The following is a 12,570-nucleotide window of genomic DNA, read 5'->3' on the forward strand; positions in this document are numbered from 1 at the left end:
GATCGATCCGATCGTCCGCGGCCCGGCCGCGACGGGGGCCTTTAGCTCAGTTGGTAGAGCGCCACGTTTACACCGTGGATGTCATCGGTTCGAGCCCGGTAGGGCCCACAGGAGAACCTCGCGGGACCTCGGGTCAGCGGGACTGGCGGCGCTTGTAGGGCTTGGGCTGGCCCTTGACGACGGGGGCGCGGCCGGTGCCCTTCGAGGCCTTGGCCTTGCCGCCGGACTTGGGGGCCTCCTCCGGCTCGTCGCCGAGGGCGGCGAGCTCCTCGCGGGCCGAGACGAGGCGCTGGCGGCCGGCGGCGGTGAGGGTCGTGGCGGCGGCGCCGGGCTCGAAGAGCGGGCGGCCGAGGTCGAGCTCGACGGCGGCGACGGAGGAGTCGAGCTTCGCGCGGGAGATGCCGAGCTTCTCGGCGGCGCGCACGAAGTGGAGCTCCTCGGCGACGGCCACGAAGTGACGCAGCTGGCTGATCTTCATGAGGAACCCTTCGCGGCCGCTCGCTGCGACCGCCTCCACCCTAGGCGGACCCCGGCGCGCGGCGGACACGCGCCCCGGCGCGGACGGACCCTCGCGGACACCCGCCCGGTCGACGCCGGCCCTACGCGGACGGCGTCAGCCGCTGATCGCCGACGACCCCGAGCAGCCGGAGGGCCTCGGCGGAGGCGGGCGATCCGGCGCGCGGCGTGAGAACCAGCAGCACCTGCGCCTGGTTCTCGGTGAAGAGGGCCTGGCAGTCGACGTCGATCTCGCCGACCTCGGGGTGGCGCAGGGTCTTGTGGTCCTCGAAGCGGGCGGTGACCTCCTGGAGCTCCCAGTAGCGGCGGAACTCCTCGCTCCGACCGAGCAGCGACTCGATGATCCGGGCGGCCAGCGGGTCGGCGTCGGGTACCGCGGCGGCGAAGCGCAGCTGGGCGGTCTGCATCCGCCCCTGGTGCTCGTGCTCGCGCTCGGGGTAGCTGCGCCGGGCCTCGTCGGGGTGCGCGAACCAGCGGTGGATGCCGCTGCGGTCCAGGCCGGTCCAGTCGGCGCCGTCGCCGAAGAGGGCGCGGGCCAGACGGTTCTGCACCAGGGTCTCGCCGAGTTCCGTGATCACCAGCGCGGGAGTGTCGTCCAGCCGGTCCAGCACGCGGAGCAGCCCGGGGGAGACGTGCTCGTCGCGCCGGTGCCGCGCGGGCGGGGTCTGCCCGGCGAGTCGGAAGAGGTGGTCGCGCTCGTCGAGGTCCAGGCGCAGCCCGCGGGCGATCGCGGTGAGCATCTGCTCGGACGGCTGCGGTCCGCGCTGCTGCTCCAGCCGCGACCAGTAGTCGGCGGACATGCCGACGGCGGCGGCGATCTCCTCCCGGCGCAGGCCCGCGGTGCGGCGGCGCGCTCCGGGCGGCATGCCGACGTCGGACGGCTGCAGCCGCTCGCGTCGGCCGCGGAGGAACTCGGCGAGCGCAGGTCGGTCCATGCGCTCATCCTGCCGGTCCGCGCGCATCGCGGACCAGGGACCGCCGATCCCTGGATCGTCCAGCCCTTCCGGCCCGTGCGGCGCAGGGCGACGCTGGGGTCAGCCGGGCGGGACAGCCCGGGACACGGAGGAGACCACATGAAGACCACGGGCAGCACCATCCTGATCACCGGCGCGACCTCGGGCATCGGCCGGGGCCTCGCCGAGCGCTTCCTCGACGCGGGCAGCACGGTGATCCTCGGCGGTCGCCGCAGCGAGCTGCTGGACGAGTTCACGGCGGCCCACCCCGGCTCGCACTCGGTCGTGATCGACGTCACCGATCCGGAGTCGATCGCCGCCGCGGTCGAGACGGTCACCCGGGAGCACCCCGACCTCGACGTTGTCGTCACGATGGCCGGCATCATGCTGCCGGAGGACCTGCGGGACTCGGGGCACCTCGACACCGCCGCGGCGATCGTCGAGACCAACCTGCTCGGCACGATCCGCACGCTGACCGCGTTCACGCCGTGGATCGCCGCGAAGCCGGACGGCGTGCTGATGACGGTGTCCTCGGGGCTCGCGTTCGTGCCGCTGCCGGCGACCCCGACTTACAGCGCGACCAAGGCCGCGGTGCACTCCTACACGCAGAGCCTGCGGGCGCAGCTCGCGGAGACTCCGGTGCAGGTGATCGAGCTGGTGCCGCCGGCCGTGCAGACGACGCTGATGGGGCAGCAGGACGACCCGAGCGCGATGCCGCTGGACGAGTTCCTCGACGAGACGGTGCGGATCCTCGCCACGCAGCCGGAGGTGGAGGAGGTGCTCGTCGACCGGGTGCGCTTCCTCCGCGACGCCGAGGCCGAGGGGCGCCACGCCGACGTGCTGGCGCTGCTCAGCAGCAGGCACTGAGCCCGGAGGGGGACGCCCCGCGCCGCTCGGCCGTCGTTCGGCGACTGTTCTCCGGCAGCCGTTGCGCTGGAGCGCTCTCACGCCTACCCTCGCGGGCGTGGTCGGAACCCGAATCCGGCTGCAGAGGAGGCCGATGTGGGCGCGCTCGTCTACAGCGGTGTCGCCTCGATCGACGGCTACACCGTCGACGAGACCGGGGATTTCAGCTGGGCCACGCCCCGTCCCGAGGTGCACCGCTTCATCAACGAGACCGAGACCGGGGTGGGCACGTACCTCTACGGTCACCGGATCTACGAGACCATGCGCGGCTGGGACGCGGGCTACGAGCTCGCCGAGCAGTTCGCCTTCATCCACGACTTCCAGGAGATGTGGCGCGCGGCCGACAAGGTCGTCTACTCGACGACCCTGCCCGCCGTGCGCACCCGCCGCACCCGGCTCGAGCGGACGTTCGATCCGGTGGGCGTGGCGCAGGAGGTGCGCTCGAAGCCGCACGACGTCTCCGTCGGCGGTGCGACCCTCGGGGCGCAGGCGCTCCTGGCCGGCGTGGTCGACGAGATCCGCTGGTACGTGGCGCCGATCGCGGTGGGCGGCGGAACGCCGTTCCTCCCGCACGGCTTCCGCAGCCGCCTCGAGCTCCGGCAGCAGCGCAGCTTCGCGGACGGAACGGTGTTCCTCCGCTACGGCGTGAAGCGCTGAGGAGGAGCGACGCGGGCGCCGGTCAGGCGCGGGCCGGCTCGTCCGCGCCGACCAGTGCGGCGATCCGGGCGGCGATCCGCGCGCCCTGCGCCCGGCCGGCCTGCGCGGCGGCGGGACGGACCTCGGGGTCGAGCGAGTTCGGGCCGAAGGCGGCGATCGACGCCTCGTCCGCGTAGACGACCTCGACGCGCGAGCCCGACAGCGCCTCGAGCTCGGCGGTGGGCAGCGTGCCGACACCGGGCGAGCCGATGCCGGACATCGGCGTGATGACGACCACCCAGTCGGCACCCGCGGCGAGGTCGGCGTTGCTCCCGGAGCGCACGCCGCCGTCCATGTAGCGGACGCCGTCGATGCTGACCGGCGGCCAGACACCGGGCACCGCGCAGCTGGCGGCGATGGCGTCGACGAGGCCGACGCCGCTCGTGCGGTCGAAGACGGCGAGCGCCCCGGTGGCGGTGTCGATCGCGGTGATCAGGAGGCGCTGCTCGGGCCAGTCGGCATCGGCGATCCGCGCGGCGATGACGTCGCGGCGGGACTCCTCGGAGAGGGTCGCGGTCTCGAGGGCGAGCACGCCGATGCGGCGCCGGGCGTCCTCCGGCGAGGTCGCGCCCTCGATCGCGGCGGCGTAGCTCGCCTGCAGGCGCTCGACGTCGACGACGGCGCCGATCTCGGCGGACTCCTCGCGCAGCTGCGACGCGTAGGCCTCGTCGAGGCCGACGGAGGTGCTCAGCTGCGAGGCGACGGCGGAGCCGGCCGAGGTGCCGATCAGGGTCGTCGAGGGGTCGAGGAGGAGGCGGGCCGCCTCGGGCGAGGCGTCGCTGAGGCCGCGGACGATGCCGAGCTCCCAGGCGATTCCGGCGAGGCCGCCTCCGGCGAGGACGAGGGCTCCGGGCATGGGTGGTCCTTTCGATGGTGCGGTGAGGGGTGCTGCCAGCCTGGCCCCCGAGGCTGGGAGGCGCCGGCCGGTGGCGCGTGTCCGGCGCCGGTCAGGCGCGGGCTGCGGCGATCGCGTCGGCCGCGAGCCGCGCTGAGCTGTCCCGGTCGCGGAGCCAGAGCGGGACCGAGTGGACGCGCAGACCGGTGCCGTCGAGGGCGCCGACGGCCGCCGCGTCCTCCTCGCCGACCAGCCAGGCGTCGAGCAGGCCGCCGGCCGAGCGGGCGCCGTAGTGCCGGCCCACCGCCTCCGCCGAGGTCTCGACGCCGATCGCGGGCAGGCAGTGGTCGGCCATGCCGCGCACCACCGCGCCGCCGATGATCGGCGAGACGCCGACGACCGGAGCCGACGTGGTCCGCACGGCCTCCGCGATGCCGGGAACGCCGAGGATCGTCCCGATCGACACCACCGGGTTGGACGGCGCGATCAGGACCGCATCGGTGTCGGCGATCGCCTCGAGCACGCCCGGGGCGGGGCGCGCCTCCTCGACGCCCCGCTGGACGAAGCGGCGGGCGGGCACCGACGCGCGCAGCCGCACCCACCACTCCTCGAAGTGCAGCAGCCGGACGCCCTCGCCGGGCAGGTCGACCTCGACGTGGGTCTCGACGTCGGAGTCGGACATCGGCAGCAGGCGGACGCCCAGCGGCCAGCGCGCGGTGATCCGCTCGGTGGCCTCGGAGAGGGTGAGCCCGTCGCGCAGCATCGAGGTGCGGGCGAGGTGCGTGCCGATGTCGAGGTCGCCGAGGGTGAACCACGGCCAGCCGACGCCGAACGCGGTCAGCTCGGCCGAGACGCGCTCGCTCTCGCCGGCCCGGCCCCAGCCGCGCTCGGTGTCGTTGACACCGGCGAGCGCGTAGGTGAGCGAGTCGAGGTCGGGGCAGACCTTCAGGCCGGTCAGCCACATGTCGTCGCCGGTGTTGGCGACGACCGTGATCTCGGAGGGACCGCCGCCGGCCGCCTCGAGGTCGCGGAGGTGCTCGCGCACCGCGGAGGTGAAGCGGGCGCCGCCGACGCCGCCGGCCAGGATCGTGATGCGCATCCGTCGACGCTACCGCGGACCGCGGACACCGCGGATTCCGAAGGGGCCGAGGCCTTAATGCTGCGGATCCGCGCCGGAAACACCCGGGAAACGTCGGAGGACGACGATGAACCCCTGTCCGGCGCACGGAGCGGAAGCGGTCATTGCCTTCGACCCTCGCGCGGACCACAGTGAGACCACGGCCCCTCGGCGCCGCCTCCCGCGTCTCGCGGGACCTCGGCGGAGCCTCGACCGGGCCGACCGAAGCATGGAGGTACCGATGACCATCGTCCGCGCAGCGATCACCCAGACCACGTGGACCGGCGACAAGGAGTCGATGCTCGACAAGCACGAGCAGTTCGCCCGCGACGCCGCCGCCCAGGGAGCGCAGATCGTCTGCTTCCAGGAGCTGTTCTACGGCCCGTACTTCGGCATCACCGAGGACAAGAAGTACTACCGCTACGCCGAGCCGGCCGACGGCCCGATCGTGCAGCGCTTCGCCGCGCTGGCGAAGGAGCTCGGCACGGTGATGATCCTGCCGATCTACGAGGAGGACATCACCGGCGTCTACTACAACACCGCCGTGGTCGTCGACGCCGACGGCACGATCCTCGGCAAGTACCGCAAGCACCACATCCCGCACCTCGACCGCTTCTGGGAGAAGTTCTACTTCCGCCCCGGCAACCTCGGCTACCCGGTCTTCGACACCGCCGTCGGCAAGGTCGGCGTCTACATCTGCTACGACCGGCACTTCCCCGAGGGCTGGCGCGAGCTGGGCCTGAACGGCGCGCACATGGTGTTCAACCCGAACGCGACCAAGCCGGGCCTCTCGAACCGCCTGTGGGAGGTGGAGGGCCCGTGCGCCGCCGTGGCGAACGGCTACTTCGTGCTCCAGCCCAACCGGGTCGGCCGCGAGGACAACGAGTACGGCGAGCTGGCCGTCGACTTCTACGGCACCAGCCAGGTGATCGACCCGCGCGGCAACTTCGTCGGCGAGCGCGGCTCGGGCGACAGCGAGGAGATCCTGATCCGCGATCTCGACCTCGACATGGTGCAGCAGATGCGCGACGACTGGCAGTTCTACCGCGACCGCCGGCCGGACTCGTACACGAGCATCCCGAAGCCCTGACCGCCGACGTCCTGACCGCGCGACCGCCGCAGCACCGGAACCACCGAGGAGCATCGATGAAGACCCTCATCACGAACGGCACGGTCGTCAACGCGACCGGCACCGCCACCGCCGACGTCCTGATCGACGGCGAGACCATCGCCGCGGTGCTCGCGCCCGGCTCGACGCTGCTGGGCTTCGACCTCGCGGCGAACGTCGACCGCGTGATCGACGCGACCGGCAAGTACGTCATCCCCGGCGGGATCGACGCGCACACGCACATGGAGATGCCGTTCGGCGGCACCTTCGCCTCGGACACCTTCGAGACCGGCACCCGCGCCGCGGCCTGGGGCGGGACCACGTCGATCGTCGACTTCGTCGTGCAGTACCCGGGCGAGAGCGTGGTCGACCGCTACCAGGCCTGGCAGGAGAAGGCGGCCGGGAACTGCGCGATCGACTACGGCTTCCACCAGATCCTCTCCGACGTGCAGGACTCGTCCCTGGTGGCGATGGACGAGCTGATGGACGAGGGGGTGACCAGCTTCAAGCTGTTCATGGCCTACAAGGGCGTGTTCCTCTCGGACGACGGGCAGATCCTGCGGGCGTTCCAGAAGGGCGCCTCGAACGGCGCGATGATGATGATGCACGCCGAGAACGGCGCGATCATCGACGAGCTGGTGAAGCAGTCGCTCGCCGCCGGCAACACCTCGCCCTACTTCCACGGCACCTCGCGGCCGTGGCAGGCGGAGGAGGAGGCGACGCACCGGGCGATCATGATCGCGGACCTCACCGGCGCGCCGCTCTACGTGGTGCACGTGTCGGCGAAGCAGGCGGTGGAGCAGATCGCGCAGGCCCGCGACCGCGGGATGAACGTGTTCGGCGAGACCTGCCCGCAGTACCTCTACCTCTCGCTCGAGGAGCAGCTCGGCGCACCGGGCTTCGAGGGCGCGAAGTGGGTGTGCTCGACGCCGCTGCGCTCGAAGGCGGAGGGGCACCAGCACCACATGTGGCAGTCGCTGCGGACCAACGACATCCAGATGGTCTCCACCGACCACTGCCCCTTCTGCATGAAGGGCCAGAAGGACATGGGCGTCGGCGACTTCTCGAAGATCCCCAACGGCATCGGCTCGGTCGAGCACCGGATGGACCTGATGTATCAGGGCGTCGTGTCCGGGCAGATCTCGCTGCCGCGCTGGGTCGAGCTCACCTCGACCACTCCGGCGCGGATGTTCGGGATGTACGGGAAGAAGGGCGTGATCCAGCCCGGGGCCGACGGCGACGTGGTCGTCTACGACCCGAACGGGCACACCTCGATCGGCATCGGCGAGGGCCGCAGCCACCACATGAACATGGACTACTCCGCCTGGGAGGGCTTCGAGATCGACGGCCACGTCGACACCGTGATCTCCCGCGGCAAGGTCGTCGTCGACTCCGGCGACTACATCGGCACCAAGGGCGACGGCAAATACATCAAGCGAGGTCTCTCGCAGTATCTGATCTGACCTGAAGTCATCTTTTTCCCACCGCAACGAAGGAAGCCCCATGGACTTCGGAGTCGTCCTCCAGACCAACCCGCCCGCCTCGCGCACCGTCGCGCTCGCCGTCCTCGCCGAGACCTACGGCTTCGACTACGCGTGGACGTTCGACTCGCACCTGCTCTGGCAGGAGCCGTACGTCATCTACTCGCAGATCCTCGAGAAGACCCACCGGATCACCGTCGGCCCGATGGTGACCAACCCGGCGACCCGCGACTGGACCGTCATCGCCTCGCTGCACGCGACCCTCAACGAGATGTACGGCAACCGCACCGTCTGCGGCATCGGCCGCGGCGACTCCGCCGTCCGCGTCACCGGCGGTGCTCCCACCACGCTGAAGACCCTGCGGGAGTCGATCCACGTCATCCGGGAGCTCGCCAACAGCCGCTCGGTCGAGTACAACGGCTCGACCCTGCAGTTCCCGTGGAGCCGCGGCTCCTCGCTGGAGATGTGGGTCGCCGCCTACGGGCCGCTCGCGCTCAAGCTGGCGGGGGAGACGGGCGACGGGTTCATCCTGCAGCTCGCCGACCTCGACATCGCGCGCTGGATGATCCAGACGGTCAAGGACGCGGCGGCGAACGTCGGCCGCGACCCGGAGTCGCTGCAGTTCTGCGTCGCGGCGCCGATGTACATCGGGACCGACCGCGCGCACATGTACGACCAGTGCCGCTGGTTCGGCGGGATGGTCGGCAACCACGTCGCCGACATCGTCGGCCGCTACGGCACGAGCGGCGCCGTCCCGCAGGCACTGACCGACTACATCGCCGGGCGCGAGGGCTACGACTACAACGAGCACGGGCGGGCCGGCAACTCGCACACCGCGTTCGTGCCCGACGAGATCGTCGAGCGCTTCTGCGTCCTCGGCACCGCCGACGAGCACATCGCGAAGCTGACGGCGCTCGCCGAGATCGGCGTCACGCAGTTCGCCGGCTACCTCCAGCACGACAACAAGGAGGAGACGCTGCGCGTGTACGGCGAGCGGGTCATCCCGGCCCTCGGCCCGCACATCGTGGCGAAGGCATGAGGTCGCCGGCCGCGACGCGCGGGGTCCTGCTCGGCGCGGCCGGGCTGCTCCTGCTCGCGGTGCTCTGGGAGGTCTACAAGGCCCTCGGGCCGGAGACCGGCGTCGTGATCCAGGGCGTCACCGTGCTCCCGCGCACCAGCGCCATCGCGATGCCGCACCTCTGGGAGATCGCCGGCCGGCTCGCGGAGCCGATCACCGGCGCCCGCAACGCCCCGGTGCTCTGGCTCGCTGTGCTGCAGGCCAGCGCCTTCTCGCTCGGGGTCGCGGCCGTGGGCTGGGTCGTCGGCGTGGTCGTCGGGCTGCTGCTCGCCGTGCTGATGCAGCGCTTCCGCACGGCCGAGTCCGCGGTGCTGCCGTGGATCGTGCTGAGCCAGACGGTGCCGCTGATCGCGATCGCACCGCTGGTGCGCCGCTGGGGCTCGCAGCTCGAGCTCGGCGCGTTCACCTGGGAGAACTGGATGTCGGTGGCGCTGATCGCCTCCTACCTCGCCTTCTTCCCCGTCTCGATCGGGGCGCTGCGCGGGCTCAACGCGCCGTCGGCGCACCAGGTCGAGCTGATGCGCGTCTACGGCGTCGGCTGGTGGAAGACGCTGCTGCGGCTGCGCCTGCCCGCGAGCGTGCCGTTCCTCCTCCCGGCGCTGCGGCTCGGTGCCGTCAGCGCCGTGATCGGCACCGTCGTCGCCGAGGTCTCGATCGGCCTGCGCGGCGGCATCGGTCGCATGATCATCGAGTTCGCCTCCTCCGCCGGGGGAGACCCCGCCAAGCCCTGGGCGCCGATCCTGGGCGCGGTGCTGGTGGGCCTCGCGGCCGCCGGCGTCGTCGGCCTGATCGGCACCGCCCTCCGTCCGTTCCGCAGAGGGGAGCAGCCCGCATGAGCGCTGCCGAACCGGCCGTCGTCGTCGACTCCGTCACCAAGACGTTCACCACGAAGAAGAACACGAGCGTCATCGCGCTCGACACCGTCTCGCTCGAGATCGCCGCGGGGGAGTTCGTGTCGCTGATCGGGCCCTCCGGCTGCGGCAAGTCGACGCTGCTGCGCCTGATCGCCGACCTGGACGAGCCGACCTCGGGCACGATCTCGGTGTTCGGCAAGACGGCGCGGCAGGCGCGGCTCGACCAGGAGTACGGGATCGCGTTCCAGCAGGCGGGGCTGCTGCCCTGGCGGAGCATCCGCGCGAACATCGCGCTGCCGCTCGAGCTGCACGGCGTCGGCACCGCGGCCCGCCGGTCGCGGGTCGACGAGCTGCTGGCGCTCGTGGGGCTCGGCGACTTCGCCGACTCCTACCCCGACCAGCTCTCCGGCGGGATGCAGCAGCGGGTGGCCATCGCGCGCGCCCTCGCCGAGAGCCCCCGGCTGCTGCTGATGGACGAGCCGTTCGGCGCCCTGGACGAGATGACCCGCGAGCGGATGCAGACCGAGCTGCTGCGCATCCGGAGCGAGACGGGGGCCGCCGTGGTCTTCGTGACGCACTCGATCCCCGAGGCGGTGTTCCTCTCCGACCGCGTCGTGGTGATGTCGCCGCGGCCTGGACGGATCCGGGACGTGCTGCGGATCGCGCTGCCCGACTCCTCCGAGCGCGAGGCGGGGGTGCGCGAGGACGCGGCGTTCTTCTCGGACGTCGGGGCCGTGCGCGAGCTGCTGCACGGCGACGCCGCGGCTGTGCCGCGCGGGGTGGAGAACCGGTGAACAGCCCCGCGCTCGCCCGGGCGGTCGTCGCGCCGCTCGTGCTCGGCGTCGCGGCGCTGCTGCTCTGGCAGGTCGGCGTCGCGGCGCTCGACGTGCAGCCGTTCGTGCTGCCGTCGCCGCTCGCGATCGGGGCGGAGTTCGCGCAGAACGCCGGCTCGGTCCTCGCCGGGAGCCGGGTGACCGGCGGCAACGCGCTGATCGGGCTCGTCGCCGGGGCGGTGCTCGCGGTGCTCGTCGCCGCGGTGTCGGCGCTGGTGCGGGTCTTCGACGGGCTGACGGCGGCGATCGTCGCCGCCGCGGCCGTCGTGCCGATCGTGGCACTGGCCCCCGTGCTCTACACGATGTTCGGCGCCAACGTGGAGACGGCGCGGCAGCTCGTGGCCGCGCTCGCGGTCTTCGTGCCGGTGTACGTCAACACGCTGCGAGGGCTCCGGCAGGCTGCTCCCGTGCACCGCGATCTCATGCGCGCCTACGCCGCCTCGCCGTGGCAGACGGCGCGGACGATCACGCTGCCCGGGGCGGTGCCGTTCTTCTTCACCGGACTGCGGATCGCCTCCTCGCTCGCCGTGATCTCGGCGCTGGTCGCCGAGTACTTCGGCGGGCCGATCGGGGGCCTCGGCAAGTCGATCACCTCGGCGGCGTCGGGCAGCGACTACGCGCTGGCCTACGCCTACGTGCTCGGCGCCGTGCTCGTCGGCCTCGTCTTCTACTGCGTCACCGCGGGCCTCGAGGCGCTCGCGCTGCGGCGCAGCCACGCGCGCTGAGACGCGCCCCTCGACTCCCGCCGGCTCGCGCCGGACGGGCACTTCGGCACCACCCGAACGCACCACCCGCACCACTGCACTCGCACCACCGCACTCGCTCCATCCGCTCCACCGCTCCATCCGCACCACGGCACTGACGGCCCGTCCGGGCCGCATCCCGCACCGCACCGCACCAGGAGGAACAGTGAACAGACGCACGCGCATCGCGATGACGACCACGGCGGGGCTCGCCGCCGTCGGCCTCGCGCTCACCGGCTGCAGCGCAACCAGTGACACCGGCTCCGGAGCCTCGGGGGACTCCGGGGATCTCACCCCCGTCACCCTGCAGCTCCAGTGGGTCGCCCAGGCCCAGTTCGCCGGCTACTACGCCGCCGTCGACCAGGGCTACTACGAGGACGAGGGCCTCGACGTGACCATCGCCGAGGGCGGCGGCGACATCGTGCCGCAGGACGTCCTCGCCTCCGGGGACGCCGACTACGCGATCTCCTGGGTCCCGAAGGTGCTCGGCTCGATCGAGAACGGCGCGAACATCACCGATGTCGCGCAGATCTTCGAGCGCAGCGCGACCACGCAGATCTCGTTCAAGGACAAGGGCATCACCTCGCCCGCCGACCTCGCGGGCAAGCAGGTCGGCAGCTGGGGCTACGGCAACGAGTGGGAGCTCTTCGCCGGCATGCAGAAGGACGGCGTCGCGCTCAGCGACATCTCGCTCGTGCAGCAGCTCTTCGACATGAACGGCTTCCTCGCCGGCGACATCGACGCCGCGCAGGCGATGACCTACAACGAGTACGCGCAGGTCCTCGAGACGGTGAACCCCGACACGGGCGAGCTGTACACGCCGGACGACCTCAACGTGATCAGCTGGAACGACGTCGGCACCGCGATGCTGCAGGACGCGATCTGGGCCGACGCGGACAAGCTCTCGAGCGACGACGCCTACGCCGAGCAGACCGTCGCCTTCATCAAGGCGTCGATCAAGGGCTGGATCTACGCGAAGGACAACCCGCAGGAGGCGGCGGACATCGTCACCGCGGCCGGCTCCACGCTCGGCACGAGCCACCAGCTCTGGATGACCAACGAGGTCAACAAGCTGATCTGGCCCTCGACCGACGGCGTCGGCATGATCGACGAGGCCGCCTGGGACCAGACGGTCGACATCGCCAAGACGACGGAGAACGAGACCGGCGCGACCATCATCAGCGAGGACCCGCCGGAGACCGCCTACTCGAACGAGTACGTCGAGAAGGCGCTCGCCGAGCTCGCGGACGAGGGCGTCGACACCAGCGGCGCCGACTACGAGCCGATCGAGGTGACCCTGCAGGAGGGCGGCGCCTGACGCGTCCTTTCCCACTGACCACCCTCTCCACTCCGCAGAAGTTGCGGTAGTCGATCCCGGCTACCGCAACTTCCGCGTACTCGGCCGCATCTTCTGAGGAGTGAGGGTGCGGGGTGTCGGCGGGATCCGCCG

General features: G+C 71.8%; 13 protein-coding genes and 1 tRNA gene. 10 read left to right on the forward strand and 4 right to left on the reverse strand.

Features of this window, described 5'->3' with window-relative positions; translation table 11 throughout:
- The first annotated feature begins 35 nt into the window (after nt 1–35).
- Nucleotides 36–108: transfer RNA gene (locus tag MT350_RS05535), tRNA-Val, on the forward strand.
- Nucleotides 109–133: 25 nt separating this feature from the next.
- On the opposite strand, the gene MT350_RS05540 is transcribed toward MT350_RS05535, so the two are convergent.
- Together MT350_RS05540 and MT350_RS05545 are read right to left on the reverse strand one after the other, a co-directional pair.
- The gene (locus MT350_RS05540; RefSeq protein WP_243615523.1) at nt 134–478 is read right to left on the reverse strand and encodes a LysR family transcriptional regulator; all 345 of its coding nucleotides are present in this window, start codon (nt 476–478) and stop codon (nt 134–136) included.
- 121 nt (nt 479–599) lie between these two features.
- The gene (locus MT350_RS05545) at nt 600–1,451 is read right to left on the reverse strand and encodes a helix-turn-helix transcriptional regulator (RefSeq protein WP_243615524.1); all 852 of its coding nucleotides are present in this window, start codon (nt 1,449–1,451) and stop codon (nt 600–602) included.
- A gap of 138 nt (nt 1,452–1,589) precedes the next feature.
- On the opposite strand from MT350_RS05545, the gene MT350_RS05550 reads away from it, so the two are divergent.
- Both MT350_RS05550 and MT350_RS05555 read left to right on the forward strand, forming a co-directional pair.
- Complete coding sequence (locus tag MT350_RS05550) at nt 1,590–2,336, forward strand: SDR family oxidoreductase (protein WP_243599075.1); 747 nt, start codon at nt 1,590–1,592, stop codon at nt 2,334–2,336.
- Nucleotides 2,337–2,471: 135 nt separating this feature from the next.
- The gene (locus MT350_RS05555) at nt 2,472–3,032 is read left to right on the forward strand and encodes a dihydrofolate reductase family protein (protein WP_123732139.1); all 561 of its coding nucleotides are present in this window, start codon (nt 2,472–2,474) and stop codon (nt 3,030–3,032) included.
- A 22-nt stretch (nt 3,033–3,054) separates the two neighbouring features.
- Here MT350_RS05555 and MT350_RS05560 read toward each other — a convergent pair whose 3' ends face one another.
- Together MT350_RS05560 and cofD are read right to left on the reverse strand one after the other, a co-directional pair.
- Nucleotides 3,055–3,927: a patatin-like phospholipase family protein gene (locus tag MT350_RS05560; protein WP_123445671.1), complete on the reverse strand. Its 873-nt coding sequence runs from the start codon at nt 3,925–3,927 to the stop codon at nt 3,055–3,057.
- 91 nt (nt 3,928–4,018) lie between these two features.
- Complete coding sequence (gene cofD, locus MT350_RS05565) at nt 4,019–5,005, reverse strand: 2-phospho-L-lactate transferase (RefSeq protein ID WP_243599076.1); 987 nt, start codon at nt 5,003–5,005, stop codon at nt 4,019–4,021.
- Between the two features lie 259 nt (nt 5,006–5,264).
- Here cofD and MT350_RS05570 point away from each other — a divergent pair, with 259 nt between their 5' ends.
- The 7 genes from MT350_RS05570 (at nt 5,265) to MT350_RS05600 (ending at nt 12,438) form a co-directional block, all read left to right on the forward strand.
- On the forward strand, nt 5,265–6,113 hold the full coding sequence (locus MT350_RS05570; protein WP_123445673.1) for a nitrilase-related carbon-nitrogen hydrolase: 849 nt from the start codon (nt 5,265–5,267) through the stop codon (nt 6,111–6,113).
- A 56-nt stretch (nt 6,114–6,169) separates the two neighbouring features.
- Nucleotides 6,170–7,594 carry a dihydropyrimidinase gene (gene hydA, locus MT350_RS05575; RefSeq protein ID WP_243599077.1) on the forward strand — a complete coding sequence of 475 codons (1,425 nt, stop codon included), beginning with the start codon at nt 6,170–6,172 and terminating at the stop codon, nt 7,592–7,594.
- Between the two features lie 40 nt (nt 7,595–7,634).
- Nucleotides 7,635–8,651 carry a TIGR03842 family LLM class F420-dependent oxidoreductase gene (locus tag MT350_RS05580; RefSeq protein WP_123735494.1) on the forward strand — a complete coding sequence of 339 codons (1,017 nt, stop codon included), beginning with the start codon at nt 7,635–7,637 and terminating at the stop codon, nt 8,649–8,651.
- Entirely contained in the window at nt 8,648–9,526 is an 879-nt protein-coding gene (locus MT350_RS05585) for an ABC transporter permease (RefSeq protein ID WP_243586615.1), read from the forward strand. The genes MT350_RS05580 and MT350_RS05585 overlap by 4 nt, the downstream gene beginning before the upstream one ends.
- The gene (locus tag MT350_RS05590) at nt 9,523–10,338 is read left to right on the forward strand and encodes an ABC transporter ATP-binding protein (protein ID WP_243599078.1); all 816 of its coding nucleotides are present in this window, start codon (nt 9,523–9,525) and stop codon (nt 10,336–10,338) included. The genes MT350_RS05585 and MT350_RS05590 overlap by 4 nt, the downstream gene beginning before the upstream one ends.
- A complete protein-coding gene (locus MT350_RS05595; protein ID WP_243599079.1) occupies nt 10,335–11,102 on the forward strand; it encodes an ABC transporter permease in 768 nt (255 codons plus the stop codon). Before MT350_RS05590 ends, MT350_RS05595 begins: the two co-directional genes overlap by 4 nt.
- Nucleotides 11,103–11,286: 184 nt before the next feature.
- Nucleotides 11,287–12,438, forward strand: coding sequence for an ABC transporter substrate-binding protein (locus MT350_RS05600; RefSeq protein ID WP_243599080.1), 1,152 nt, complete (start codon nt 11,287–11,289; stop codon nt 12,436–12,438).
- Nucleotides 12,439–12,570 lie beyond the last annotated feature (132 nt).

The sequence above is a fragment of the Rathayibacter sp. VKM Ac-2928 genome (assembly GCF_022815545.1).
In the GTDB taxonomy this organism is placed as follows: Bacteria; Actinomycetota; Actinomycetes; order Actinomycetales; family Microbacteriaceae; genus Rathayibacter; species Rathayibacter festucae.